Origin of the sequence: Burkholderia sp. AU6039, assembly GCF_002223365.1 — a bacterium.
GTDB lineage: Bacteria > Pseudomonadota > Gammaproteobacteria > Burkholderiales > Burkholderiaceae > Burkholderia.
Genome location: NZ_NKFK01000003.1, coordinates 35,072 through 61,465 on the forward strand (window position 1 = coordinate 35,072; position 26,394 = coordinate 61,465).

At 65.7% G+C, this 26,394-nt stretch carries 25 protein-coding genes and 1 tRNA gene; 13 read left to right on the forward strand and 13 right to left on the reverse strand.

The genetic code is table 11. The annotated features are described in order from the left end of the window. The 5 genes from CFB39_RS02725 to CFB39_RS02745 all read right to left on the reverse strand — a co-directional run bounded on the left by CFB39_RS02725 (nt 1) and on the right by CFB39_RS02745 (nt 5,222). Nucleotides 1–1,212, reverse strand: a complete 1,212-nt coding sequence (locus tag CFB39_RS02725) for a type II secretion system F family protein (RefSeq protein WP_089472111.1) — start codon at nt 1,210–1,212, stop codon at nt 1–3. Next, nucleotides 1,209–2,483, reverse strand: a complete 1,275-nt coding sequence (locus tag CFB39_RS02730; RefSeq protein WP_089472112.1) for a GspE/PulE family protein — start codon at nt 2,481–2,483, stop codon at nt 1,209–1,211. The genes CFB39_RS02725 and CFB39_RS02730 overlap by 4 nt, the downstream gene beginning before the upstream one ends. 83 nt (nt 2,484–2,566) lie before the next feature. Further along, nucleotides 2,567–3,859, reverse strand: a complete 1,293-nt coding sequence (locus CFB39_RS02735; RefSeq protein WP_179257639.1) for an HlyC/CorC family transporter — start codon at nt 3,857–3,859, stop codon at nt 2,567–2,569. Between the two features lie 141 nt (nt 3,860–4,000). Next, nucleotides 4,001–4,077 (reverse strand) — tRNA-Pro (locus tag CFB39_RS02740). A gap of 149 nt (nt 4,078–4,226) precedes the next feature. Beyond that, on the reverse strand, nt 4,227–5,222 hold the full coding sequence (locus CFB39_RS02745) for a polyprenyl synthetase family protein (protein ID WP_089472113.1): 996 nt from the start codon (nt 5,220–5,222) through the stop codon (nt 4,227–4,229). A gap of 210 nt (nt 5,223–5,432) precedes the next feature. Between CFB39_RS02745 and rplU the strand changes: the two genes are divergently transcribed. The 4 genes from rplU to proB all read left to right on the forward strand — a co-directional run bounded on the left by rplU (nt 5,433) and on the right by proB (nt 8,551). Continuing rightward, on the forward strand, nt 5,433–5,744 hold the full coding sequence (gene rplU / locus CFB39_RS02750) for a 50S ribosomal protein L21 (RefSeq protein WP_006025184.1): 312 nt from the start codon (nt 5,433–5,435) through the stop codon (nt 5,742–5,744). Between the two features lie 24 nt (nt 5,745–5,768). Further along, complete coding sequence (gene rpmA / locus CFB39_RS02755) at nt 5,769–6,032, forward strand: 50S ribosomal protein L27 (protein ID WP_006476999.1); 264 nt, start codon at nt 5,769–5,771, stop codon at nt 6,030–6,032. A 188-nt stretch (nt 6,033–6,220) separates the two neighbouring features. After that, entirely contained in the window at nt 6,221–7,333 is a 1,113-nt protein-coding gene (gene obgE / locus CFB39_RS02760; RefSeq protein WP_039353096.1) for a GTPase ObgE, read from the forward strand. A gap of 99 nt (nt 7,334–7,432) precedes the next feature. After that, nucleotides 7,433–8,551, forward strand: a complete 1,119-nt coding sequence (gene proB, locus CFB39_RS02765; protein ID WP_089472114.1) for a glutamate 5-kinase — start codon at nt 7,433–7,435, stop codon at nt 8,549–8,551. Between the two features lie 92 nt (nt 8,552–8,643). On the opposite strand, the gene CFB39_RS02770 is transcribed toward proB, so the two are convergent. Both CFB39_RS02770 and CFB39_RS02775 read right to left on the reverse strand, forming a co-directional pair. After that, nucleotides 8,644–9,252, reverse strand: coding sequence for a CNP1-like family protein (locus CFB39_RS02770; RefSeq protein WP_069247069.1), 609 nt, complete (start codon nt 9,250–9,252; stop codon nt 8,644–8,646). A 13-nt stretch (nt 9,253–9,265) separates the two neighbouring features. Continuing rightward, nucleotides 9,266–9,913: an RNA pyrophosphohydrolase gene (locus CFB39_RS02775; protein WP_039353086.1), complete on the reverse strand. Its 648-nt coding sequence runs from the start codon at nt 9,911–9,913 to the stop codon at nt 9,266–9,268. Nucleotides 9,914–10,131: 218 nt separating this feature from the next. Here CFB39_RS02775 and CFB39_RS02785 point away from each other — a divergent pair, with 218 nt between their 5' ends. Beyond that, the gene (locus tag CFB39_RS02785; RefSeq protein ID WP_089424438.1) at nt 10,132–11,868 is read left to right on the forward strand and encodes a proline--tRNA ligase; all 1,737 of its coding nucleotides are present in this window, start codon (nt 10,132–10,134) and stop codon (nt 11,866–11,868) included. 21 nt (nt 11,869–11,889) lie between these two features. Then, nucleotides 11,890–12,492, forward strand: a complete 603-nt coding sequence (locus tag CFB39_RS02790) for a MarC family protein (RefSeq protein WP_011350864.1) — start codon at nt 11,890–11,892, stop codon at nt 12,490–12,492. 92 nt (nt 12,493–12,584) lie between these two features. Here the strand turns inward: CFB39_RS02790 and CFB39_RS02795 are convergent, their stop codons facing one another. Next, nucleotides 12,585–13,136: a hypoxanthine-guanine phosphoribosyltransferase gene (locus CFB39_RS02795; RefSeq protein ID WP_089424439.1), complete on the reverse strand. Its 552-nt coding sequence runs from the start codon at nt 13,134–13,136 to the stop codon at nt 12,585–12,587. Nucleotides 13,137–13,230: 94 nt separating this feature from the next. Continuing rightward, complete coding sequence (ffh, locus tag CFB39_RS02800; RefSeq protein WP_021159890.1) at nt 13,231–14,598, reverse strand: signal recognition particle protein; 1,368 nt, start codon at nt 14,596–14,598, stop codon at nt 13,231–13,233. A gap of 89 nt (nt 14,599–14,687) precedes the next feature. Here ffh and CFB39_RS02805 point away from each other — a divergent pair, with 89 nt between their 5' ends. From CFB39_RS02805 to CFB39_RS02845, 7 genes are all read left to right on the forward strand, one after another. Next, on the forward strand, nt 14,688–15,581 hold the full coding sequence (locus CFB39_RS02805) for an inner membrane protein YpjD (RefSeq protein WP_085042265.1): 894 nt from the start codon (nt 14,688–14,690) through the stop codon (nt 15,579–15,581). Between the two features lie 13 nt (nt 15,582–15,594). After that, entirely contained in the window at nt 15,595–15,912 is a 318-nt protein-coding gene (locus tag CFB39_RS02810; protein WP_089472115.1) for a PP0621 family protein, read from the forward strand. Then, the gene (gene ampD, locus CFB39_RS02815; protein ID WP_089430578.1) at nt 15,909–16,499 is read left to right on the forward strand and encodes a 1,6-anhydro-N-acetylmuramyl-L-alanine amidase AmpD; all 591 of its coding nucleotides are present in this window, start codon (nt 15,909–15,911) and stop codon (nt 16,497–16,499) included. The genes CFB39_RS02810 and ampD overlap by 4 nt, the downstream gene beginning before the upstream one ends. Before the next feature lie 462 nt (nt 16,500–16,961). Beyond that, nucleotides 16,962–19,955 (forward strand): ribonucleoside-diphosphate reductase subunit alpha, encoded by a 2,994-nt coding sequence (locus CFB39_RS02825; protein ID WP_089472116.1) that lies wholly within the window; start codon nt 16,962–16,964, stop codon nt 19,953–19,955. 365 nt (nt 19,956–20,320) lie between these two features. After that, complete coding sequence (locus tag CFB39_RS02835) at nt 20,321–21,532, forward strand: ribonucleotide-diphosphate reductase subunit beta (RefSeq protein ID WP_039353057.1); 1,212 nt, start codon at nt 20,321–20,323, stop codon at nt 21,530–21,532. A gap of 82 nt (nt 21,533–21,614) precedes the next feature. Then, nucleotides 21,615–21,941 carry a hypothetical protein gene (locus CFB39_RS02840; RefSeq protein ID WP_076841698.1) on the forward strand — a complete coding sequence of 109 codons (327 nt, stop codon included), beginning with the start codon at nt 21,615–21,617 and terminating at the stop codon, nt 21,939–21,941. Between the two features lie 28 nt (nt 21,942–21,969). Next, nucleotides 21,970–22,662, forward strand: coding sequence for a histone H1-like DNA-binding protein (locus CFB39_RS02845; protein ID WP_089424445.1), 693 nt, complete (start codon nt 21,970–21,972; stop codon nt 22,660–22,662). A 254-nt stretch (nt 22,663–22,916) separates the two neighbouring features. Here CFB39_RS02845 and CFB39_RS02850 read toward each other — a convergent pair whose 3' ends face one another. The 4 genes from CFB39_RS02850 to CFB39_RS02865 form a co-directional block, all read right to left on the reverse strand. Next, nucleotides 22,917–23,390 (reverse strand): glycine zipper 2TM domain-containing protein, encoded by a 474-nt coding sequence (locus tag CFB39_RS02850; RefSeq protein ID WP_021161893.1) that lies wholly within the window; start codon nt 23,388–23,390, stop codon nt 22,917–22,919. 19 nt (nt 23,391–23,409) lie between these two features. Next, entirely contained in the window at nt 23,410–24,348 is a 939-nt protein-coding gene (locus CFB39_RS02855; RefSeq protein WP_069247079.1) for a carbohydrate kinase family protein, read from the reverse strand. 85 nt (nt 24,349–24,433) lie between these two features. Then, the gene (tpx, locus tag CFB39_RS02860) at nt 24,434–24,937 is read right to left on the reverse strand and encodes a thiol peroxidase (RefSeq protein WP_089472117.1); all 504 of its coding nucleotides are present in this window, start codon (nt 24,935–24,937) and stop codon (nt 24,434–24,436) included. A 73-nt stretch (nt 24,938–25,010) separates the two neighbouring features. Next, on the reverse strand, nt 25,011–26,354 hold the full coding sequence (locus CFB39_RS02865) for a zinc-ribbon and DUF3426 domain-containing protein (protein WP_089472118.1): 1,344 nt from the start codon (nt 26,352–26,354) through the stop codon (nt 25,011–25,013). Nucleotides 26,355–26,394: the final 40 nt, after the last annotated feature.

A 26,394-nucleotide genomic window follows, 5' to 3' on the forward strand; every position in this document is an offset into this window, starting at 1 on the left:
CTACACCACGTTGCCGAGCTGAAGGATGGGCAGGTACATCGCGATCACGAGGCCGCCGACGAGTGCACCCAGTACGATCACGATCAGCGGTTCGCCGAGCGCGGCGAGTGCATCGAGACGCGCGTCGAGCTGGCGTTCGCACAGCGCCGCGATGTCGGCGAGCATCGTGTCGAGCGCACCCGTCTCCTCGGCGACGGCGATCGGCTGCACGACGTCGTCCGGAAAGCAGCCGGCCGACTGCATGGCGTCCGCGAGGCGTGCGCCGCGCAGCACGCGGGCTGCGATGTGCGCAGTGGCGTGCTCGAACACCGGATGGCCGGCGGTGCGCTCGAGCGTGGCGAAGGCGTCGGCGAGCGGCACACCGGCACCGAGCAGCGTCGCCAGCGAGCGGCACCAGCGTGCGGCCGCGTACCGGCTGAGCGCGCTACCCGCGAGCGGCGCGTGCAGCAGTTGCCGCGCGACCGCGTGGCGCAGCGGTGCCGACCGTCGCAGCGCGTGATGTGCGGCCAGCCCGGCTGCCGCGGCAATGGCAAGGAGCCCACCGCCCCATGCCGACAGCGCGGAGGACAGCGCGAGCAGCGCGCGGGTTGGCGCCGGCAGTGCGGCGCCGAACCCGTCGAAGATCTGGCGGAACGTCGGTACCACCCACACCATCAACGCGGCCGAGATCGCGAGCCCGAACAGGATGACGGCCGCCGGGTACGCGAGCGCGGCCCGCAGCTTGCGCCACTGCGCGTCGGTGCGCTCGCGGTGTTCCGCGACCCGCGTCAGTACGATCCCAAGCGAGCCGGACGCTTCGCCGACCTCGATCAGCTGGCGATACAGCGTGCCGAACTGGGATGGATAGCGTGCGAGCGCGTCGGCGAAGCGTCGGCCGCCGACGATCTCGCGGGCGAGACCTGCGGCGATGCGCGGCAGGCCGTCGTGTGGCCGCGTACGCGCGAGCATCTCGAGCGACGGCGCGAGCGGCAACCCGGCCTGCAGCAGGCTCGCGAGCTGGCGCGTGAAGCGCGTGACGTCCCGCGCGCTGGCCGTGGGCGGCCGGGCCGGCCCGCGGACGTCGAGCGACAGTACGGCGATGCCGTCGCGTGCGAGCGCGGCACGTGCGCTCGCGGCGTCGAATGCAATGACGGTCCCGCGGCGCGATGTGCCGTCGCGACGGCGGCCGCGCCATGCGAAGCGGGTTTCGCGCGGCGGCGTGTGCATGCTCATGCGACAGGTGTCGCGGCGAGGGCTTCCGCGATGCTCGTCGTGCCGTCACGGACGCGCGCGAGCGCTGCGTCGCGCAGACTGCGCACGCCTTCGGCCGCCGCGCATTGCGCGAGTTCGCCAACACTCGCCCGTGCGACGATGCGTTCCGCCAGCCCGGACGACACCGGCATCGTCTGATGCAGGCCGACGCGGCCGCGATAGCCGATGCCGTGACAGGCCGGACAGCCTCGCGCGACGAACGGCCGCCATCCGGTTGCGAGGGCGGCCGGGTCGCAGCCGGCTTCGCGCAGGACGGGCACCGGTGCGTCCGAGTGCACGCGGCAGGCGGTGCACAGCCGCCTGACGAGGCGTTGCGCGGTGACGAGGTGCAGCGCGGCCGCGAGGTTGTACGGCGCGACACCGATATCGAGCAGTCGCGCGACGGCGGCCGGTGCGTCGTTCGTGTGCAGCGTCGACAGCACGAGATGGCCGGTCTGCGCGGCCTTGATCGCGACGTCGGCCGTCTCCGCATCGCGAATCTCGCCGACCATGATGATGTCCGGATCCTGCCGCAACAGCGCGCGCAGGGCTGTCGCGAACGTGAGCCCGGCCTTTTCGGCGACGCCGACCTGGCTGATGCCGTCGAGCTGGATCTCGGCGGGATCCTCGACCGTGCAGACGTTGTGCGCGTCGCGATCGAGCATCTGCAGCGCGCAGTAGAGCGACAGCGTCTTGCCGCTGCCGGTCGGACCTGTGACGAGTACGAGGCCATGCGGGGCGCGTATCGCGGCCTCCATCGCGGCCGCCTGCTGCGCGTCGAAGCCGAGGCGGGCGAGTGTGAGGTCGGTCGGCATGGTTTCGAGCCGCCGCAGCACCAGCTTTTCACCGAACAACGTGGGCAGCGAGCTGACCCGGTAGTCACCGCGCGTACCGCCGTCGATCACGATGCGCAGCCTGCCGTCCTGCGGGAGCCGCCGCTCGGCGATGTCCATGCGCGCGAGCACCTTGATCCGGGTGACGAGCGCGTCGCGCAGATGAAGGGGCGGCCGTGCATGTTCGTGCAGCACGCCGTCGATGCGCAGGCGGATGCGCCAGCCGGCTTCGAATGGTTCGACGTGGATGTCGGATGCGTCGCGCACGCGCGCTGCATGAAGCGTGTCCGTCAGCAGCCGCACGGCCGGCGCATCGTCGAGCTGGGCCGCGTCGAGCGCGCGCGGTGCGGTGGCCGGCGACGCATCGGCGTGGGCGGCCGGCTGCGTGCGCAGCGGCGCCCCGGAAGGAGGGAAGTGCATGTGAGCCGGCACGCTGGCCGCCTGTTGACCGTGACCCGCAGATGGTCGCGCGTCGCGGGCGGCGCCGGCAGTCAGCCGTTCGGCTAGCGCGACGTGACGCGTGCGGTGCGCGAGCTGCGCGGCTTGAAGAGCTTGACGGTGCGCACGGCCTGATCGTCGCTGCGCATCACCTCGAGCATGACGTCACCGATTTTCAGGCACACGTCGTCTTCCGGAATTTCCTCGAGGATTTCGAGCACCAGGCCGTTCAGCGTCTTCGGCCCGTCAGTTGGCAGCTTCAGGTGCAGCCAGCGATTCAGCTCGCGCAGCGGCATGCTCGCCGAGACGATGCATTCGCCGTTCTCGTCCCAGCCGCCCTTGCGTTCGCTGCGCGGCATCGACGTCGTGAATTCGCCGATCAGCTCCTCGATGATGTCTTCGGGCGTGACGAGCCCTTCGAGCTCGCCGTACTCGTTGACGACGAGCGCCGTCCGCTGCCGGGTTTCCTGGAAAAACTGGAGCTGCTGGACCACCGGTGTGCCGGACGGCACGTAGTACGGCTCGGCGAGCAGCGCGCGCAGCGTCTCGCGGTCGAATTCCTGGTTGTGCAGCGCGGTCAGTGTCTTGCGGACGTGCAACACGCCGAGCACCTTGTCGATGTCGCCTTCGTAGACGACGAGCCGGTTGTGATAGCAGGTTTCGAGCTGGTGCAGGACGTCGTCGAGCGGTGCGTAGAAATTGAGCGACTCGATCTGGCGGCGCGGCACCATCACGTCGTCGACCGTGATGTTCTCGAGGTCGAACAGGTTGAGCAGGATGCTGCGGTGCTTGGTCGGCATGAAACTGCTCGACTCGAGCACGATGGCCCGCAGCTCGTCGGCCGACATTCTCTGGTCGCGACCCTTCTTCGTGTTGATGCGCAGCACCCACAGCACGCCGTTCGCGAGTGCGTTGACGAACCAGACGACGGGCTTGAACACGCGCATCAGCGGCGCGATCACGAGGCTCGCGGGCAGCGCGATGCGTTCGGGGAACGTCGCACCGACGATCTTCGGCGCGATTTCGGCGAACACGATGATCAGGAACGCGACGATGCCGGTCGCGATCGACAGTGCGAGGTTGTTGCGGCCGAACGTATGCAGCGCGAGCGACGTCGTCAGGACCGGGATGATCGTGTTGAACAGGTTGTTGCCGATCAGGATCACGCTGAGCAGCAGGTCAGTGCGCGTGAGCAGGCCTTGCGTGGTTTTCGCGCCGAGTGCGCCCTGGCTGGCGAGATGCTTCAGCCGATGGCGGTTGAGCGCCATCATCGCGGTCTCGGAAATCGAAAAGAAGCTGGAACAGAGGAGAAGCAGGAAGACGGCGCCGATTTGCGCCCATAAGGGAATTTGGTCCACGCGTCGGAAGGGCAGTGAAGGACTGGGATGGAAGGAATATAGCAGAGGCCGGCGACCGCGATGTGTCGTGCGCGACACAAGGGGCCTGCGGCGGCCGGGTAAAAAAAAACCGTGCACGAGGTGCACGGTTTTTTACAAATCTGGTCGGGGTGAGAGGATTCGAACCTCCGGCCTCTACGTCCCGAACGTAGCGCTCTACCAGGCTAAGCTACACCCCGATTTTTGCTCTTCCGACTTCGCCTTCTTCGTTAAGAATCGCTGCGTCGTCACAAGCAAGAACGTAACTATAACGATGTTTTTTCTAAAAGGGAATACTTTGATGAAGAAAATTTTCGAGACAAGGCATCGCTTCGCGTTCGCGGCGTGTTTATGATTGCCGCGACGTCGAGTATGAGCACAACCCGAGCAGGCTTTCCTTATAGACCGAGTCCGGGAACGCGGCAATCGCCGCGGCTGCCGCCTGCGCTTCCTGGCGTGCGCATTCGAGCGTGTGATCGAGCGCACCCGAACGCGTGATCGCTTCGAAGATCGTGTCGAAGCGATCGGTTCCGCCCTGTTCGATCGCCTCGCGTGCGAGCGCCGACTGTTCGGGCGTGCCGCGTTCGATCAGATAGATGAGCGGCAGCGTCGGCTTGCCTTCACGCAGGTCGTCGCCGGCATTCTTGCCCATCGCCTCGGCCGTGCCCGCATAGTCGAGCCAGTCGTCCATGATCTGGAACGCGGTGCCGATCCGGCGGCCGTATTCGGCGGCGGCGGCCTCGGTCGGCGCATCGGCGCCCGCGAGTACCGCGCCCAAGCGCGCCGATGCCTCGAACAGCTTGGCCGTCTTGTAGCGGATCACCTGCATGTAGCGTGTTTCGTCGACGTCCGCGTCGTGCATGTTGAGGAGCTGCAGCACTTCGCCTTCGGAAATGATCGTCGTCGCTTCCGACAGGATCTCCATCACGCGCATCTTGCCGACGCCGACCATCATCTCGAACGAGCGCGAATAGAGGTAGTCGCCTACCAGCACGCTCGCCGCATTGCCGAACAGCGCATTGGCGGTCTGGCGGCCGCGGCGCAGCTCGGATTCGTCGACGACGTCGTCATGCAGCAGCGTGGCCGTGTGGATGAACTCGACGACGGCGGCCAGCACGTGCCGCTGGTGCGACGTCTCGCCAAGCGCGCCGGCGACGAGCAGCAGCAATGCCGGACGCAGCCGCTTGCCGCCCGCGCCGATGATGTACTCGGCGATCTGGTTGATCAGCAGCACATCGGACGCGAGGCTTTGCCGGATAACGCGATTCACCTGCTCCATGTCAGTGGTGATCGGAGCGAGCAGATGGGCGGCGCTGAGGGTGGGGGAGGCGGTGGACGACGACATGATGATGGAATTGGGTGATGCCGCGGATTATAAGTCGAATCCGCGATATGCCGGTCTGTCAGACGTACCAGCGGCGCGATTTTGGCCGTCCGGTAGAGGCCCGCGCGCGGCAATCGTCAATCGGCTTTGACTTGGGTGCTAACCCCATGTATAATCACGTGTTTTCCGCGCGTGGTGTGCGGAAAAATTGGATCCAGAGTGAGGTTCTCAATGTACGCGGTCATAAAAACCGGCGGCAAGCAGTACAAGGTTGCCGTTGGCGAAAAACTCAAAGTAGAACAGATACCGGCTGACATTGACGCTGAAATCACGCTCGACCAGGTTCTCGCAGTGGGCGAAGGCGAATCGATTAAGTTCGGTACGCCGCTGGTCAGTGGGGCTTCCGTCAAGGCCACCGTTGTGTCGCACGGTCGTCATGCCAAGGTCACCATCTTCAAGATGCGTCGCCGGAAGCACTACCAAAAGCACGGCGGCCACCGCCAGAACTACACTGAGCTGCGCATCGACGCGATCAACGCGTAAGCGCCTCGGTAAAGGAGCAATCAGATGGCACACAAAAAGGCAGGCGGCTCTTCCCGGAACGGCCGCGACTCCGAGTCGAAACGTCTCGGCGTGAAAGTGTACGGCGGCCAGGCAATCAATGCCGGCGGCATCATCGTGCGTCAGCGCGGTACGCGCATGCACGCAGGCGAGAACGTCGGCATGGGCAAGGATCACACCCTGTTCGCGCTGGTCGACGGTCACGTCAAGTTCGCGACGAAGGGCGCGGACAAGAAGCATCTGGTCATCGTTGTCCCGGCGGCTGCCTAAGTTCAGGCACCCACGGGCTTCGTAGCCGAAAGGCCCCGCAGTCTTCGCGGGGCCTTTTTTTATTTGGCCGCCGGGCGCGCGTGCGTTCGGGCGGCCATCGCGCAACCGGCGTACGATCGGCCGAACGGCAGATTGTTCAAGCGCGCCGGCGCGCGGCACAATAGCGGAAATACTGGGCGGAGTGACGAATGAAGTTCATTGACGAAGCACGAATCGAAGTCATCGCCGGAGACGGAGGCGATGGCAGTGCGTCGATGCGCCGCGAGAAATTCGTCCCGTTCGGCGGGCCGGACGGCGGCGACGGCGGCCGGGGCGGTAGCGTATACGCGATCGCCGACCGCAACATCAACACGCTGATCGACTACCGTTACGCGAAGAAGCACCTGGCGCGCAACGGCGAAAACGGGCGCGGATCGGATTGCTACGGCAAGGGCGGCGACGATGTCACGCTGCGCATGCCGGTCGGCACGATCATCAGCGACATGGATACCGGCGAACTGATCGCCGACCTGACCGAGCACGACCAGCAGGTCATGCTTGCGCAGGGCGGCGCCGGCGGGCTCGGCAACCTGCATTTCAAGTCGAGCACGAACCGCGCGCCGCGCCAGAAGACGGACGGCAAGCCCGGCGAGCGTCGCATGCTGAAGCTCGAGCTGAAGGTGCTCGCCGATGTCGGCCTGCTCGGCATGCCGAACGCAGGCAAGTCGACGTTCATCTCGTCGGTGTCGAACGCGCGGCCGAAGATTGCCGACTACCCGTTCACGACGCTTGCGCCGAATCTCGGCGTGGTGCGCGTCGGCCCGAGCAAGAGCTTCGTGATCGCCGACATTCCGGGGCTGATCGAGGGCGCCGCCGAAGGCGCGGGCCTCGGCCATCAATTCCTGCGCCACCTGCAGCGCACCGGCGTGCTGCTGCATCTGGTCGATCTCGCGCCGTTCGACGAAAGCGTCGATCCGGTGGCGGAAGCGACGGCGATCGTCGGCGAACTGCGCAAGTACGACGAGGCGCTCTACGAGAAGCCGCGCTGGCTCGTGCTCAACAAGCTCGACATGGTGCCGGAAGACGAGCGCAAGGCGCGTGTCGAGGATTTCCTCGAGCGCTTCGAGTGGGACGGCCCCGTGTTCGAGATCTCGGCACTGACTGGCCAGGGTTGTGAAGCGCTGTGCTACGCGATCTACGACTACCTCTCCGAACATTCGGACGCGCATCGCGCCGCGGAGGCGGAAGATCTCGCGGCAGACGTGCGTTTCCGCGATGCGCCGCCTGCGAAGGGTGATGCAGCGCCGGGCGACGACGCCTGAGCGACTCCGGAGCGCGCCGGGCGTGCCGGGCGTGCCGCCCGGCGCCGGCGTTCAATCGCGCCCGGTCGGAAAGGCAGCAGATACAGGAGACAGTGCAGGATGCGTTCGATCATCGCGGATTCGAAGCGATTGGTGGTGAAGGTGGGCTCCAGCCTCGTGACCAACGACGGCAAGGGGCTCGATCATGCGGCAATCGGCCGTTGGGCGGCTCAGATCGCCGCACTGCGCGCCCAGGGCAAGGAAGTCGTGCTCGTCAGTTCGGGCGCGATTGCCGAAGGGATGCAGCGGCTCGGCTGGAGCAAGCGACCGCGGGAAATCGACGAGTTGCAGGCTGCCGCCGCCGTCGGCCAGATGGGGCTCGCGCAGGTCTATGAAAGCCGCTTCACCGAGCACGACATCCGCACCGCGCAGATCCTGCTGACGCATGCCGACCTGGCAGACCGCGAGCGTTACCTGAATGCGCGTTCGACGATGCTGACGCTGTTGCGGCTTGGCGTCGTGCCGATCATCAACGAGAACGACACGGTCGTCACCGACGAAATCAAGTTCGGCGACAACGATACGCTCGGCGCGCTCGTTGCAAACCTGATCGAAGGCGATGTCCTGATCATCCTGACTGACCAGTCGGGGCTGTTCACGGCCGATCCGCGCAAGGACCCGAACGCGACGCTTGTTGCGGAAGCCAATGCAGGCGCGCCGGAACTCGAGGCGATGGCCGGCGGGGCAGGCTCCAGCCTCGGCCGTGGCGGGATGCTGACGAAGATCCTCGCGGCGAAGCGCGCGGCGCACAGCGGCGCGAACACCGTGATCGCGAGCGGCCGGGAGGCCGACGTGCTCGTGCGTCTGGCGGCCGGTGAGGCGATCGGCACGCAACTGATCGCACGTACCGCGCGGATGGCGGCGCGCAAGCAGTGGATGGCCGACCATCTTCAGGTGCGCGGCCATGTCGTGATCGACGCAGGCGCGGTCGAGAAGCTGACGGCCGGCGGCAAGAGCCTGCTGCCGATCGGTGTGATCGACGTGCAGGGCGCGTTCGCGCGCGGCGAAGTCATCGCGTGTGTCGGCCCCGACGGGCGCGAGGTGGCGCGTGGGCTCACGAACTACAGCAGCGCGGAGACGAAACTGATTCACCGCAAGCCGAGCGGCGAGATCGAATCCGTGCTCGGCTACATGCTGGAGCCCGAATTGATCCATCGCGACAACCTGGTGCTGGTGTGATCATTCGAGCAGGCTCCGGCCGTCAAACGAAAAAGCCCGCGTGATGCGGGCTTTTTTCATGCGACGAACGGCGCGGCGGGCGCCGAGCGCCGTCAGCGCAACTGGCTCATCGCGGTGCGGTGAAACCGGATGTTCTCCAGGATCTGCTGGGTCGTGCCCTGCGGCATCTTGTTCGAGCAGAAATAGTCCTGGTAGAGCGCCGAATGGTAGGCATTCAGTTCGCCGTTCTCGATGCGCCGCCAGTCGTTTTCGACGGTGCGGTCCCAGCCGTCGTGTTCCGAATTCAGGCCGGCATACTGGCGCCATTCGTAGGTGTCGCAGCGGATGCCTTCGTAGTTCACGTTGCGCGCGCCGGCCGGGCTCGTGATGACGACCGCGTAGCGCACGACGCCATCGGTGCCGACCGCCAGCGACTTCGCATCGACGAAGAACTTGAGCGGCGTGTTCTGCGAGACGTTGAACGGCAGCAGGTCGCCCGTCTGCGGCAGCGGCGGCAGCGAGTCGACCGTGTTTTCCTTCCACGTGCCCTGGCGGTCCAGCAGATACACGAACTCGCTGTCATCCTTGTTGGTGGGCGTCTTCGAATTCGCGCAACCTGCCAGCGTGGCCACCGCGGCAATCGATGCGAGCGCGAGAGCAATCGCTTTCAATATGCATTCCTCGTAAAAAAAGGGCGCGACACCAAGGTCGCGCCCGGTCATGCAGTTCGATTCGTCATTTGCCGACGATCACGTGGGGCGGCATCTCGTCGAGCGTGCCCGCTTCCACTTCGATCTCCGAACAGACTACCGATGTGTCGACAATCGTCAGCGTCTGCTGGGCCTCTACGCCAATGACGCGCGGATAGCGCGACAGACGCGGCCCACGCGGCTTCTCGGCTCGCTGCGCCGGGCGGCGCAGGAAGCGCGACAGTTCCGTCAGCGCCAACTGATAGACATCCCGCTTGAACTCGATCACCGCATCGAGCGGCACCCAGTACTCGTTCCAGCGCCACGCATCGAACTCCGGGTGGTCGGTCGCGCGCAAGCAAATGTCGCAATCGCGTCCAACCATCCGCAGCAGGAACCAGATCTGCTTCTGGCCGCGGTAATGACCGCGTACTTCGCGTTTAATGAACTTGTCAGGCACCTCATAACGCAACCAGTCGCGTGTGCGGCCGATTATCTTGACGTGTTCCGGGTGCAGGCCCGTTTCCTCGTGCAGTTCCCGGTACATCGCCTGCATGGGGGTCTCGCCGTACTTGATCCCACCTTGAGGAAACTGCCAGGAATGCTCGCGGAGCCGCTTGCCCCAAAACACCTCGTTGCGCGCGTTCAAGAGGATGATGCCGACGTTCGGGCGAAAGCCTTCACGATCCAGCATACAACCACCTTCGAATCCTTTAAAATTGCTTTGATTATAAACAGATAACGGGCGCTGCGCACCGTGACGGAGCGAATCCGCGCGGGGCACACCGGCTGAATTGTCCCTGATTAGTCTGCTACGTCATCTGCGCCATCGCCGTTCGTCGCGCGCAGCTTTTTCACCTTGAAACTTTTTCGGGCGCCCCGCCTGGGGGCGCCGTTTTTGGAACCGTCCGCATGAAAGCTTCCCGTTTCTTTATCGGCACCCTGAAAGAAGCACCCGCCGACGCAGAGATCGTCAGCCACAAGCTGATGGTGCGCGCCGGCATGATCCGTCGCGTCGCCGGCGGCATCTATAACTACCTGCCGGTCGGCCTGCGCTCGATTCGCAAGGTCGAGGCAATCGTGCGCGAGGAAATGAACCGGGCGGGCGCCATCGAGCTGCTGATGCCGGCCGTGCAACCCGCCGAGCTGTGGCAGGAATCGGGCCGCTGGGAGCAGTACGGCCCCGAGCTGCTGCGCTTCAAGGACCGCAAGGACAACGACTTCGTGATCGGGCCGACGCACGAGGAAGTCATCACCGACATCGCGCGCAACCAGATCAAGAGCTACCGGCAGATGCCGGTGAACTTCTACCAGATCCAGACGAAGTTCCGCGACGAGATCCGTCCGCGCTTCGGCGTGATGCGCGGCCGCGAATTCATCATGAAGGACGCATACTCGTTCGACAAGGACGCGGCCGGCCTGAACGAGTCGTATCGCAAGATGTACGACGCGTACGTGCGCATCTTCACGCGCCTCGGCCTCGAGTTCCGTGCGGTCGCGGCCGACAGCGGCTCGATCGGCGGCAACTTCTCGCACGAATTCCACGTGATCGCCGACACCGGTGAAGACGCGATCGCGTACTGCCCGACGTCCGAGTTCGCGGCGAACATCGAGGCGGCCGAAGCGCTGCCGCTGATCGCCGAACGCGCGGCGCCGGCCGAAGCGATGGAGAAGGTCGCGACGCCCGGCAAGGCGAAGTGCGAAGCCGTCGCCGAGCTGCTGGCCATCCCGCTCGAGCGCACGATCAAGTCGATCGTGCTCGCGACCGACAACGAAGGTGCCGAGCCGACCATCTGGCTCGTGATGCTGCGCGGCGATCACGACCTGAACGAGATCAAGGTGTCGAAGCTGCCGGGCCTGAAGAACCACCGCTTCGCGACCGAGCAGGAAATCGTCGAGTGGTTCGGCACGCCGCCGGGCTATCTCGGCCCGGTCGGCACGAAGAAACCCGTGAAGGTGATCGCGGACCGCACGGTCGCGAACATGAGCGACTTCGTCGTCGGCGCGAACGAGGTCGACTACCACATCGCTGGCGTGAACTGGGGCCGCGACCTGCCCGAGCCGGACGTCGCCGACGTGCGCAACGTGAAGAAGGGCGACCCGTCGCCGGACGGCAAGGGTGTGATCGACATCTGCCGCGGCATCGAGGTCGGCCACGTATTCCAGCTCGGCACCAAGTATTCGGAAGCGATGGGTGCGACGTTCCTCGACGAGTCGGGCAAGCCGCAGCCGATGCTGATGGGCTGCTACGGCGTCGGCGTCACGCGCATTCTCGGCGCGGCGATCGAACAGAACTTCGACGACCGCGGCATTATCTGGCCCGAGTCGATTGCACCGTTCGAAGTCGTGCTGTGCCCGATGGGCTATGACCGCAGCGACATGGTGCGCGAGACCGCCGACAAGCTGTACGCGGAACTCGTCGCAGCCGGCATCGACGTGATCCTCGACGATCGCGGCGAGCGCCCGGGCGTGATGTTCGCCGACTGGGAACTGGTCGGCGTGCCGCATCGCCTCGTGATCGGCGAGCGCGGCCTGAAGGAAGGCAAGATCGAGTATCAGGGCCGCCGCGACGCCGAAGCGACGCTGCTGCCGGCCGACGCGGCTGCGGCGACGGTCGCGGAGAAGATCCGCGCCGCGCTCGCGCGCTAAGCGCACCGACCGGGGAACGCGGTGGAATACACCTTCCTGTCGGCCACCGTGCTCCTGGTGCTGATCACCGATCCGCTCGGCAACATCCCGCTGTTCATTTCGGCGATGCGGGATGTGCCGCGCGAGCGGCGCGTGAAGCTGATCCTGCGTGAAGTGGGCATCGCGTTCGTGATCCTGCTGTTCTTCATGCTGGTCGGCGACCGTTTCCTGCGGATGATGAGCCTCACCGACCTGTCGCTGCGGCTCGGCGGCGGGATCGTGCTGTTCCTGATCGCGCTGCGGATGATCTTCCCGCATCCGGACGGCGCGCTCGGCAACGATCCGCGTGCGGGCGGCGAGCCGTTCATCGTGCCGCTCGCGATTCCGGCGCTCGCCGGGCCGTCCGCGCTCGCGACGGTGATGCTGCTGACGTCGCAGGGGCCCGGCAAGATGCTCGAGTGGGTCGGGGCGCTGACGGTCACGATGATCGTCTGCGCGGTGACGCTGGTGCTGGCCGAGCGGATCCAGCAATGGATCGGCGAGCGGACCGTCGCGGCATTCGAGCGCCTGATGGGCCTCGTGCTCGTCGCGATTTCGGTCGAGATGATGCTGGGCGGCGTCCGCGCGTTCGTGCACCAGCTGTAGGACGGGGCGGCGCGCACCCAAGACGCCAAAAAAAGCGGCGCTCCGGGAAACCGGAGCGCCGCTTTCTATTTATATAGTGCGGAGCGGGGCGCTCAGACGTTCGTGGTCAGCGCACGGATCGTCGGCAGGTTGCGCCAGTAGCCCTTCGCATCCATCCCGCAGCCGAACACGTAGCGGTCCGGTACCGCGAAGCCGCAGAAGTCGGGGTGCAGCGGCTTGGCCTTCGCGAGCGTCTTTTCGCACAGCACGGCCGACATGAAGCGCTTGGCGCCCATGTCGAGAATGCGATCGCGGATCGCGGCCATCGTCTCGCCTTCGTCGAGGATGTCGTCGAGCACGAGCACGATCCGGTCCTTCACCGATTCGCGCGGCGCGACGCGCCAGTGCATCTCCGGGCTGCCCTGCGTCGTGTTGCGGTAGCGGGTCAGGTGGATGTAGTCGAATTCCAGCGGGAAATCGAGATGCGGCAGCAGCATCCCGGTAAACACCGCGGCGCCGCCCATCACCGAGAGAACGAGCGGGAACGCGTCGCCGATCTCGGCGCGGATCGCGTCGGCCATCTTGGAGATCGACGCGTTGACGGCGTCCGCCGAGACGATCTCTTCGGAGTGGTTGAAAATGTGGAGGGCTTCTTCGCGGTTCATGTGTTCTGGCGGGCAGTCGGTATACAAATAAGAATGAAGCAGAACGGCCGCCGCGCGCTACAGCAAAAACCCGCGCGCCGGCCGATGGGCGGAATCAGCGCATGCCGGGCATCATGCCCTTCAGGCCGCGCATCATCTTCTGCATGTTGCCGCCCTTCAGCTTCTTCATCATCGTACGCATCTGGTCGTACTGGTTCAGCATCCGGTTGACTTCCTGCACCGGCACGCCCGCGCCGGCTGCAATGCGGCGCTTGCGCGTCGCCTTGATGATCTCGGGTTTCGCGCGCTCGGCCGGCGTCATCGAGCTGATGATGCCTTCCATCCGGCGGATCGACTTCTCGGCCTGGCCCATGTCGGCGCCGGCGGCCGCCTGCTGGAACTGCGCAGGGAGTTTATCCATCAGCGACGACAGGCCGCCCATGTTCTTCATCTGCGAGATCTGCGCGCGGAAATCGTTCAGGTCGAAGTCGCCACCTTTCTTGACCTTGTCGGCGAGCTTCTGCGCGGCCTGCACGTCGACGCCGCGCTGCGCTTCCTCGACGAGCGCGAGGATGTCGCCCATGCCGAGGATCCGGTTCGCCATCCGGTCGGGGTGGAACACCTCGAGGCCGTCGAGCTTCTCGGCCACGCCGACGAACTTGATCGGCTTGCCCGTGACGTGACGCACCGACAGCGCGGCGCCGCCGCGCGAGTCGCCGTCGAGCTTGGTCAGCACGACGCCGGTGAGCGGCAGCGTGTCGTTGAACGCCTTCGCTGTGTTGACCGCGTCCTGGCCGAGCATCGCGTCGACGACGAACAGCGTTTCGGCCGGCTTCAGCGTGCCGTGCAGCGCGGCGATTTCCTGCATCATCGCCTCGTCGATGCCGAGGCGGCCGGCCGTGTCGACGATCAGCACGTCATGGTAGTGGCGCTTCGCCCAGTCGACGGCCGCAACCGCGATGTCGACGGGCTTCTGGTCCGGCGTGGACGGGAAGAAGTCGGCGCCGACCTGTTCGCTCACCGTTTTCAGCTGCATGATTGCGGCCGGGCGATACACGTCGCACGACACGGTCAGCACCTTCTTCTTGTACTTCTCGCGCAGCAGCTTCGCGAGCTTGCCGGCGGTCGTGGTCTTGCCGGCGCCTTGCAGGCCGGCCATCAGGATCACGGCGGGCGGCGTGACCGCGAGGTTCAGCTCGGCGGCCTTGCCTTCGTAGTCGCCGCCGATCACGGCGGTCAGTTCCTTCTGGACCACGCCGACCAGCGCCTGACCCGGCGACAGGCTGCTGATCACTTCTTCGCCGAGCGCCTTTTCCTTGACCTTGGCGATGAATTCGCGGACGACCGGCAGCGAAACGTCGGCCTCCAGCAGGGCGAGACGCACCTCGCGGAGCATCTCCTGCGTGTTCGCCTCGGTAAGCCGGGCCTCGCCGCGCAGCGTCTTGACGACGCGCGCCATCCGTTGAGTGAGATTGTCGAGCATGGGGAGCGATGGACAGTGGGGCCCGAAGGCGCGGCGGAACCGAACAAAGGGAGCCGTCGCGGGAAGGGGGCCTAGTGTAAACTTCGAACATGGATATTGTACTGTATGCCCTCACCGCATTCCTGTACGGCGGCCTCGCCGTCGCAGGCTGGCGCACGCACCGCCAGGGCGCGACGCCGCTCGTCGCGAGCGTGCCGGCCGTGCCGGTTCCCGCGTCCGCCGCGTCCGGGATGAGCGGGGCCGGCCGCGCGCTGCTGTTTGCCGCGCTGGTCGCGCACGGCGTGCTGCTCCACATGACGATCTTTCCGAACGACGCGATGGTGTTCGGCTTCGCGTTCGCGCTGTCCGCGATGTTCTGGCTCGGCGCCGGCATCTACTGGATCGAGAGCTTCTTCTTCCCGCTCGACAGCCTGCGCCTGCTGGTATTGCCGCTCGCGTGCGGCGCGTCGCTGCTGCCGCTCGTGTTCGGCGGCGTGCGGGTGCTTCCTTATGCCGCAGCGCCGTTGTTCAAGCTGCATTTCCTGATCGCGAACATCGCCTACGGCCTGTTCGCGATCGCGGCGCTGCACGCGATCCTGATGCTGATGGTCGAGCGGCGCCTGCAGTCGCTGAGGAGCGGCGGGCGCGACGGCTCGACGGGCTGGATCGCGAGCTGGCTCGAGACGCTGCCGCCGCTGCTCACGCTCGAGAAGCTGCTGTTCCGCCTGATCGGCGCCGGCTTCGTGCTGCTCACGCTGACGCTCGCGTCGGGCATCCTGTTCAGCGAGCAGGTCGACGCGCGCGCGCTGCGCCTCGACCACAAGACGGTATTCGCGATCCTGTCGTGGCTGATGTTCGGCGGCCTGCTGGTCGCCCGCAAGACGTCGGGCTGGCGTGGCCGTGGTGCCGCGCGCTGGGTGCTCGTGTCGTTCGCCGCGCTGCTGCTCGCGTATGTCGGCAGCCGGTTCGTTTTCGAGGTGCTGCTGCACCGTTCCGTGGTTTGAACGCAGGTTTCCGATGCGACAGATTCTTCTCCTGATTCTTCTCTTCTTCGCGGGTTCGTGGATCGCGCGCAAGCTGCGCCAGGCCCAGGAGCACGCGCAGGCGCGCACCGGCCGCGGTGCCGGTTACGACGGCACGCCCGGCGCCGGCGGCGCGGGTGCGGGGCGCCCGAACGGCGATGCGCGGGCGCTGCCCGAGCCGATGGTGCGCTGCGCCGAATGCGGCGTGCATGCGCCGAAGGGCGACGCCGTCGCCGCGGGCGGTGAATACTTCTGCAGCGCCGAGCACGCGCAGCGCCACGCCGCGCGGTCGAGCGGTCGCGACGCACGATGAGCGACGCGCGGTTGCTGTCGGTCGACGCGCACGGCTGGGTGCGCGAAGCGCGCCATGCGCCGTCGCCGAACTTCGAGGTGCGGCCCGCGGGTGCGGTGCCGACGCTCGTGGTCGTCCACAACATCAGCCTGCCGCCCGGCGAATTCGGCGGTGACGCGATCGAGGCGCTGTTCCTGAATCGTCTCGACTGCGATGCGCACCCCTATTACCAGAGCCACCTGCGCGACGTGCGCGTGTCCGCGCACTTCCTGATCCGCCGCAACGGCGAACTCGTGCAGTTCGTGTCGTGCGACGAGCGTGCGTGGCATGCGGGCTCGTCCGAGTTCTTCGGCCGGGCGCGCTGCAACGACTTCTCGATCGGCATCGAGCTCGAGGGCGCGGACGACGTGCCGTTCGACGACGCGCAGTACGCCATGCTCGCCGCGCTCTCCCGCGCGCTCGCGGCACGCTACCCGGTCGACGCATTCGCGGGGCACTCGGACGTCGCGCCGGGCCGCAAGACCGACCCGGGCCCGCATTTCGATTGGCAACGCTTTGCGAGCGATGCCGGTTTTTCCGCCGAATACTTTCCTTTCCGTCAGCACTGATCGCAGGGTTTTTGAGGGCGCGAAATTTTTTTTTCCGACCAATGCCTTGTCGCGTCTGAGCCTGCGCGGGGTGGGGGTGATGTCAATACCTTCAGCGCAAATTATCCATTTTGACGTCCTCCGAATGTCCACTATACTTGGTGCCAGTTGAGCATTTCTGCACTAGATATAGTGTGTGTCGCAGGGGAAACCCGAGCGGCACCGGCCGGCGGGCAACGCCGGCGGACAGGGTTCTCAGGGCGGCGCGTCAGGCCGGGCGGTCCGGGCGTCGCGATCAGCGCAGCGAACATCGACGGGGCAGGGTACACATGACGAAGCACACGACCGGATCGGTTGTCGCGCATCGACCGAACCGGCTTCCCCGGCGCATCGCTCGCCTCTTACCGCTCGCGCACCGCGTTGCGCAGCGTTCGTTTTAATCCGCGGTTCTCTCCGCACCATCCAACACCAGGAGCTTTGCACATGCAAACCACCGACAACGCGACGTCCCAGTACGAGAGCGCCTCGAGCCGTCCGCTCGGCGGGACCGAACAGGGCGCGAAGGCGCTCGCGCCGCAGGCCACGTTCGCCGACTACAAGGTGATCCGCCGGAACGGCAGCGTCGTCTCGTTCGAACCTTCGAAGATCGCGATTGCGGTGACCAAGGCTTTCCTGGCCGTCAATGGCGGGCAGGGCGCGGCATCGGCGCGCGTACGCGAGCAGGTCGAGCAACTGACGCACAACGTCGTGCGCGCGCTCGTGCGCAGCCGCCCGAACGGCGGTACGTTCCATATCGAAGACATCCAGGACCAGGTCGAACTCGCGCTGATGCGCGGCGGCGAGCACAACGTCGCGCGTGCGTACGTGCTGTATCGCGAGAAGCGTCACCTCGAGCGCCAGCATGCGGGCGAGGAAGCAGCGGCAGCCGGCGGCGAGGCGAGCACCGGCATCAACGTCGTCGACAACGGCGTCACGCGCCCGCTCGACCTGAACGCGCTGCGCGCGCTGATCGTGTCGGCATGCGACGGCCTCGGCGCTGCGGTTAACCCTGACCCGATCGTCGCCGAGACGGTGAAGAACCTGTACGACGGCGTGCCGATGAGCCAGGTCTACGACTCGGCGATCCTGGCTGCACGCACGATGATCGAGAAGGATCCGGCATACAGCCAGGTTACGTCGCGCATCCTGCTGCACACGATCCGCCGCGAGATCCTCGGTGAGGAAGTGGTGCAGGCCGAGATGTCGACCCGTTACGCGGAATACTTCCCGCAGTTCCTGAAGCGCGGCGTCGACGCCGGCCTGCTCGACGACAAGCTGCTGCAGTTCGACCTGAAGCGCCTCGGCGAAGCGCTCGACGCGAACCGCGACCTGCAGTTCGGCTACCTCGGCCTGCAGACGCTGTACGACCGCTACTTCCTGCACGTCGAAGGCACCCGCATCGAAATGCCGCAGGCCTTCTTCATGCGCGTCGCGATGGGCCTGTCGCTGAACGAGATCGACCGCGAAACGCGCGCGATCGAGTTCTACAACGTGCTGTCCAGCTTCGACTTCATGAGCTCGACGCCGACGCTGTTCAACTCGGGCACGCACCGCTCGCAGCTGTCGTCGTGCTACCTGACGACCGTCGCGGACGATCTCGACGGCATCTATGAAGCGCTGAAGGAAAACGCGCTGCTGTCGAAGTTCGCCGGCGGCCTGGGCAACGACTGGACGCGTGTGCGTGCACTCGGCTCGCATATCAAGGGCACGAACGGCAAGTCGCAAGGCGTGGTCCCGTTCCTGAAGGTCGTCAACGACACGGCCGTCGCGGTCAACCAGGGCGGCAAGCGCAAGGGCGCGGTCTGCGCGTACCTCGAATCGTGGCACCTCGACATCGAGGAGTTCCTGGAGCTGCGCAAGAACACGGGCGACGATCGCCGCCGGACGCACGACATGAACACGGCGAACTGGATTCCCGACCTGTTCATGAAGCGCGTGATGGAAGGTGCGGACTGGACGCTGTTCTCGCCGTCGACCTGCCCGGATCTGCACGACAAGTTCGGCGCGGAATTCGAGAAGGCTTACACGGCTTACGAAGACAAGGTCGCGCGCGGCGAGATCAAGCTGTTCAAGAAGATCCCGGCGCAGCAACTCTGGCGCAAGATGCTCGGCATGCTGTTCGAGACGGGCCACCCGTGGATCACGTTCAAGGATCCGTGCAACGTGCGCTCGCCGCAACAGCACGTCGGCGTCGTCCACTCGTCGAACCTGTGCACGGAAATCACGCTGAACACGAGCGACACCGAAATCGCGGTGTGCAACCTCGGCTCGGTGAACCTCGTCGCCCACCTGGTGAAGCAGGCCGACGGCAGCTACGCGCTCGACCACGACAAGCTGAAGCGCACGATCAGCGTCGCGATGCGCATGCTCGACAACGTGATCGACATCAACTACTACGCGGTGCCGAAGGCGCGTAACTCGAACCTGAAGCACCGTCCGGTCGGCATGGGCATCATGGGCTTCCAGGACTGCCTGCACCTGCTGCGCACGCCATACGCGTCGGAAGCGGCGGTCGAGTTCGCCGATCGTTCGATGGAAGCGGTCTGCTACTACGCGTACTACGCGTCGACCGAGCTGGCCGAAGAGCGCGGCCGCTACTCGAGCTACCGCGGCTCGCTGTGGGATCGCGGCATCCTCCCGCAGGACACGCTGAAGCTGCTGACGGAAGCACGCGGCGGCTACGTCGAAGTCGATACCTCCGAATCGCTCGACTGGACGTCGCTGCGTTCGCGGATCGCCGCGCACGGCATGCGCAACTCGAACTGCGTCGCGATCGCGCCGACGGCGACGATCTCGAACATCATCGGCGTGTCGGCCTGTATCGAGCCGACCTTCCAGAACCTGTACGTGAAGTCGAACCTGTCGGGCGAATTCACGGTGGTGAACGAGTACCTGGTGCGCGACCTGAAGGAACGCGGCCTGTGGGACGAAGTGATGGTCGCCGACCTGAAGTACTTCGACGGCATGCTGTCGCGCATCGACCGCATCCCGGCCGACCTCCGCGCGATCTACGCGACCGCGTTCGAAGTCGACCCGACGTGGCTGGTCGAAGCGGCATCGCGTCGCCAGAAGTGGATCGACCAGGCGCAGTCGCTGAACATCTACATGGGCGGCGCGTCGGGCAAGAAGCTCGACGAGGTCTACAAGCTCGCATGGCTGCGTGGCCTGAAGACGACCTACTACCTCCGCACGATGGCGGCGACGCACGTCGAGAAGTCGACGGTCGCACACGGCGCGCTGAACGCCGTGCCGACGGGCGGCGGTTCGAGCAGCGGCGGTGCGCAAGGCGCGGCTGGCGGCTTCGGTGCGGCAGGCGGCGATGCGTCGTCGGGCGCGGTCAACGCGGCACCGGCACTCGCACCGGTCGAGGCAGATGGTCCGGTGTGCACGATGCGTCCGGGCGATCCTGGCTTCGACGAATGCGAAGCGTGCCAGTAACGCAGTGCGCCTGACCTGAGAAGCAGGTCAGCGCGGCGCACACGACGACCGATCGAGGTTGAAGTGTGCGCCGCTCTCAACTAAAAAAATGATAAGGAATCTGTAACGCGGCACCTGCGTTGCAGGCAGTGACAAGCGATCGAAACATCCCCGACGACGTCGCGTTTCGATCAGCGTTCGATGCGTCGAGCGCACCTCGCGATACACGCGCGACGCACATCGCGCGCTGCATGAACGACGATGCGTTGCTCAAAGTGTTGTATCGAGGTCGCAACGCGAATCGAAAAAAGGATTTTTCGTGAGCGAACCCTTTTATCGCTCAGGAAAAGATGGTACAAACCGTTCTAAATTGATGGTGAGAATTTATGCTCAACTGGGATGAAGAGAAGACTGCCGTAACTCCCGCGAGCGGAGCGCAGCAAAACGCGATGCGCACCTCCGCAGGAACGGCTGTCGGACTGCAGGCTGCAACGCCTGCCGCCCATCAGGTCCGCGACATTTTCGAAGGCGATCTTGCGGTGCCCCCGCAAGCATCGGCTGTTCCCGCCGGCGGTTCGGAAGCGCGGGTCAATGTCGCCGACAAGCGCATCATCAACGGCCAGACTGACGTCAATCAGCTGGTGCCGTTCAAGTACAAGTGGGCGTGGGAAAAGTATCTGGCCGGTTGCGCGAACCACTGGATGCCGCAGGAAATCAACATGTCCCGCGACATCGCTCTGTGGAAGGACCCGAACGGTCTGACCGAGGACGAGCGCCGCATCGTGAAGCGCAACCTCGGCTTCTTCGTGACGGCCGATTCGCTCGCGGCGAACAACATCGTGCTCGGCACGTACCGCCACATCACGGCGCCCGAGTGCCGGCAGTTCCTGCTGCGCCAGGCGTTCGAAGAGGCGATCCACACGCACGCGTACCAATACATTGTCGAATCGCTCGGTCTCGACGAAGGCGAGATCTTCAACGCGTACCACGAGGTCACGTCGATCCGCGCGAAGGACGAATTCCTGATCCCGTTCATCCACACGCTGACGGATCCGGCCTTCAAGACCGGCACGCTCGAAGCGGATCAGAAGCTGCTGAAGTCGCTGATCGTGTTCGCCTGCATCATGGAAGGCCTGTTCTTCTATGTCGGGTTTACGCAGATCCTCGCGCTCGGCCGCCAGAACAAGATGACGGGTGCTGCAGAGCAATATCAGTACATCCTGCGCGACGAGTCGATGCACTGCAACTTCGGCATCGACCTGATCAACCAGATCAAGCTCGAGAATCCGCATCTCTGGACCGCCGAATTCCGCGCCGAGATCCGCGAGCTGTTCAAGCAGGCTGTCGAACTCGAATACCGCTACGCCGAGGACACGATGCCGCGCGGCGTGCTGGGTTTGAACGCGTCGATGTTCAAGAGCTATCTGCGCTTCATCAGCAACCGTCGTTGCCAGCAGATCGGCCTCGATCCGCTGTACCCGAACGAGGAAAACCCGTTCCCGTGGATGAGCGAGATGATCGACCTGAAGAAGGAACGCAACTTCTTCGAGACGCGTGTGATCGAGTATCAGACGGGCGGCGCGCTGTCCTGGGAATAACCCGCAGCAGCGAACCCGTCACATGATGGAACAGCCGGCGGCCTCTCGGCCCCGGCTCAAGGTTTAGGAGCAAGAACGCCTGATGCAAAGCATGCCCGGTGCCTTAACGGCACGACGACACGACAGGCACTTTGCGAACCCTTCAGTGGGATGGGCAAACTTCCCTCCGGAAAAAGCGGACGGCCGTGTGGCGGTCCGCTTGATCAAGCGATTAGGGGTAGCGGCGCGAGGTGCGCCGGCTACCGACTTGATTTGGCGCGCGAGGCCGGGTGGTCACGCGCGCCATACCGTATTCATTAGCGTAAGCGCGTGGTATCCGCGTACGCCGATGAATAGCCCGCTTCGAAGCGCACGTCCTGAACAGCGTCCGCGGGAAGCGGGTTTTGACGAAGGGTGTAGTTTGAACTGACTCTCATCTGAACCTGAAGGAGAACAACATGGCACTTGCCAAGAAGAAACCGGCTGCAAAGAAGGCCGCAGTGAAGAAGGTCGCTGCGAAGAAGGCTGCTGCTCCGGCGAAGAAGGCCGTTGCAGTGAAGAAGGTTGCTGCGAAGAAGGTCGCGGTGAAGAAGGTTGCCGCGAAGAAGGCAGCACCGGCGAAGAAGGCAGCAGTGAAGAAGGTTGCTGCGAAGAAGGTCGCAACGAAGAAGGTTGCCGCCAAGAAGGTCGCAGTGAAGAAGGTTGCCGCGAAGAAGGCAGCACCGGCGAAGAAGGCCGCAGCGAAGAAGGTTGCCGCCAAGAAAGTCGCAGTGAAGAAGGTTGCTGCGAAGAAGGCCGCACCGGCTAAGAAGGCTGCTGCGAAGAAGGCCGCGCCGGCGAAGAAGGCTGCTGCGAAGAAGGCTGCGCCTGCGAAGAAGGCTGCCGCGAAGAAGGCTGCGCCTGCCAAGAAGGCTGCCCCTGCGAAGAAGGCCGCTGCTCCGGCGAAGAAGGCTGCCGCTGCTGCTCCGGCTGCGGCTCCGGCGAAGAAGGCTGCGGCTCCGAAGAAGGCTGCTGCTCCGAAGAAGGCCGTCGTGAAGAAGGCTGCGCCGGCAACGACCGCGTCGACCGCATCGGTTGCGCCGGCATCGGGCGTGAAGACCGCGCTCAACCCGGCAGCGGCATGGCCGTTCCCGACCGGCAGCCGTCCGTAATCGAGGCTGACCTGCACCACCCGGACACTCACGTGGTGTCCGTGGGTTGAGTAGCGCTACTCAATCAGTCCCGCCATCTGGCTCAGGTGGCGGGATTTTTTTCGTCCGTCCTTGCCGGTGGATGTGCCCGCATACCGGACGCCCGTACGCCGGACGCCCGTACGCCGGCTGCGGCGAGTACGGACGAAAAAAAACGCATGTGCAGCTTCGCACATGCGTTCGACCGCGGCTTGCGCCGCGTGCTGAGGTACCTGTTAGTGCGTGACGCGCGTGACGCCGCCGCTCGACAGCAGTCGCACGCGTTCGCCGGCGCGGAACGCTTCGCCGCTTGCAGCCTGCGTGATCGAGCGCAGATCGCCGTTGTCGAGGCGCACGGTGATTTCGACACCGTTCGCCGTGCTGAGGTTTTCGCCGACCGCGTTGCCCGCGACCGCGCCGACGAGGCCGCCGGCGATCGCGGTCAGGATCGACCCCTTGCCGCCGCCGATCGCGCTGCCTGCCACCGCGCCGAGGGCGCCGCCGCCGAGCGTGCCGATCGCGCTGCCGCCGCCGTCGGACTGGATGCGCACCGCGCGGACGCTTTCGACCGTGCCCATGCGGACAGTCTGTTCGCGCTGCGCCTGGCCGACGCTATAGACATCCGCCGAACCGGGTGCGGTGAAGCAACCGGTGAGCGTCAGCGAGGCCGTCAGCATGGCCGCGAGCGTGAGGGTCTTTTTCGTCAACATCTTTGCTCTCCCACAAAATTCATTTGAGACTGTAACCGAATGCAGTCTCGAAGCGCGCGTCGATTTCGGCGCGCGTCAGTACGTAAGTCTGGGGCCCCTGGTGGGCGATCTTGATCGAGCCCATCAGGCTCGCGAGGCGGCCCGTGGTTGCCCAGTCGAGGCCATGCTCGATGCCGTACAGCAAGCCACCCCGGAAGGCATCGCCGCAGCCGGTCGGATCGGAGATCCGCTCGGCCGGCACGACAGGAATCTGCTCCGTGCCCTGTTTGTGGCGGATGGTCGCGCCGTGCTCGCCACGCGTGATGACGAGGGCGTCGACCCGGCTGGCGATTTCATCTTCGGACCATCCCGTCTTGTCGCTCACCAGCTTGGCCTCGTAGTCGTTGACCGCTACATAGGTCGCAAGTTCAATGCTGCGGCGCAGCGTCGCACCGTCGAACAGCGGCAGGCCCTGGCCCGGATCGAACACGAACGGCACGCCGGCCTTGGCGAGCTCTTCCACGTGCTGCACCATCCCGTCGAAGCCGTCGGGGCCGACGATCGCGAGCTTGATGCCCGGCGCGTCGCCCGCGTGGTTCAGGTGCGACTGCATCATCGCGCCTGGGTGGAACGCCGTGATCTGGTTGTTGTCGAGATCGGTCGTGATCATCGCCTGCGCGGTATACGTGTCGGGCAGCACGCGAACGTGGTCGCGGCGCAGGCCGAGCTGGTCGAGCCGGTCGAGATACGGCTGCGCGTCGAGTGCGCCGATCGTCCCCATGATGCGCGCGTCGCCGCCGAGCAGGTGCAGTGCGTACGCGATATTGCCCGCGCAGCCGCCGAATTCGCGGCGCATCGTCGGCACCAGGAAGCTCAGGTTGATGAGGTGCACCTGGTCGGGCAGGATGTGCTCGCGGAACCGCCCCTCGAAGGTCATGATGGAATCGTAGGCGATCGAACCGCAAATCAACGTAGCCAAGGTGTGCGTTCCTGTAGAAATGAGGGACCCTGCGCGACAACGCCGCGCGAAAGGCGCGGCGCGGCAGGGGAAAGCGAAAGAAAGCTTACTTCAGTGCGGCGAGCGCTGCATCGTAGTTCGGCTCGTCCTTGATTTCGCCGACGAGTTCCGCGTGGATCACCTTGTCCTGCGCGTCGAGCACGACGACCGCACGCGCGGTCAGGCCGTTCAGCGGGCCGCTCGTCACGTCGACGCCGTACGCGTTCGCGAACGCGCGGCCGGTGCGGAACGTCGAAGCCGTCACGACATTCTCGAGGCCTTCGGTCGTGCAAAAGCGCGAAGCGGCGAACGGCAGGTCGGCGGACACGACGACGACAACCGTGTTGTCGAGCGACGATGCGGCTTCGTTGAACTTACGGGTCGACGTCGCGCAGGTCGGCGTGTCGAGGCTCGGGACGATGTTCAGCACCTTGCGCTTGCCGGCGAAGCTGGCGAGCGACAGGTCGGCGAGGTCCTTGCCAACCAGCTTGAAATCGGCGGCTTGCGCGCCGACGGCCGGGAACGTGCCGGCGAGATCGATCGGGTTGCCACCCAGCGTAACTTTGCTCATGTTCGTGCTCCGAAATAGCGCGCCGCTCGGGCGCGCGGGTTGAGACGGGCGCGCAGGCGCGCGCCGCGGCGCGTCACGGATAGAAAATCTGGACGCGGAAATTCGAGGCGGGCGCACCGTTCGTGTCGACGCGGACGACCATCGTCTGCGTCGTGCCGGGCGGCAACCCGGCGTCGATCGGCGTGCCCGGGCGTACGTAGTCGCGCGGCGCGAGTACGCGGCGCACGGTCACGTGGTTGGTGTCGTCGAGCAGCGTCAGCTCGAGCGACGGGTAGGCGAGTGCGACGCGGTAGCGGTTCGTCAGCGGCACCTTCAGCTCGAGCTCGCGCGGGCCGTCGAGCTGACGCAGGTCGGTCGCGTCGAGCCGCAGGCCGTCGATCGCGCGCGGCGGCGCAACCGTGCAGCCGAGCGGCGCGCAGGCCTGCCGGAACCAGCCCTGCGTGACGGGCCAGTAGATCATCAGCGTTTCGCGCTGCCACCATGCGAGTTGCCCGACGAGCAGCACGGCGAGCACGGCAGCGACGAGGCCGCCGAAAAAGCCGCCGAGCATGCCGCGCCGCTGCGGCGCGCGCGTCTCGCGCGTGACGGTGAAATGCGGACGATCGTCGTCGGTCAGCGCAGCGGGGAAGGGGGCGGCCGGCGCGTGGGTCGATGCGGCGGGCGTCTCGTCGTGCCGGGTGGTGCCGGAGTCAGGCTCGGGCCCGGCTTCGGTGACGGCTGGCGCCGGCGTGAACGCAAAGCGCGGTTCGCGCGGCGCGCGTTCGTCGTCCGGCACGGCGAAGTGCGCGGTACCGACGGGTTCGGCGGCGTCGCGAGCGGTCTCTGCGTCCGACGGACGGTGCGCGACGAAGCGGGGCTCACGCGGGTCGTGTTCGACGGGCGCGGCCGATGGTTCGGTATCCTGCGGCGTTTGCGTTTGCGTCCGCAGCGATTCGGCCGGCTGTTCGACGGCGGCGGAGGGGGCCAGCTCGGCCGGGGAGGGCGCGAACGGTGCGGGCGTGCCCGACAGGTGAACGACGCCGGCTTCGATGGACGGAAGGGCAAGCGGGATCAGCGGCTCGGTGCGCAAGGTCTGCACGCTGTGCTGCAGCGACGGGTCGACGCCGGCATCGAGCCACGGCGCCCACATGTCCCAGCCTTCGGGCTTGTAATCGGTGTCGGAAGGTGACCCGGCCGGCGCTTCGGCAGCGAACAGCCGAGGCGGGGCCGGAGGATGCGCATCACCGTCATCCTGCGCGGCAGCCGGTTCGGTCAGGACCGGCTCGGGCTGCTGCGCGTGCTCGGGAACGAGCGACTCGGATGCGTTGAAGACTTCGTGGCAATGCCCGCAGCGCACGAGCCCTTGATGCAGCGAGAGCTGTTCCTGCTGCAGCCTGAAGACGGTTTCGCAATGAGGGCAGCGCGTCGCAAGAAGCATGTCGAGCCGGGCGGCCTGCTGGCCAGAGTGAAGGACAGCG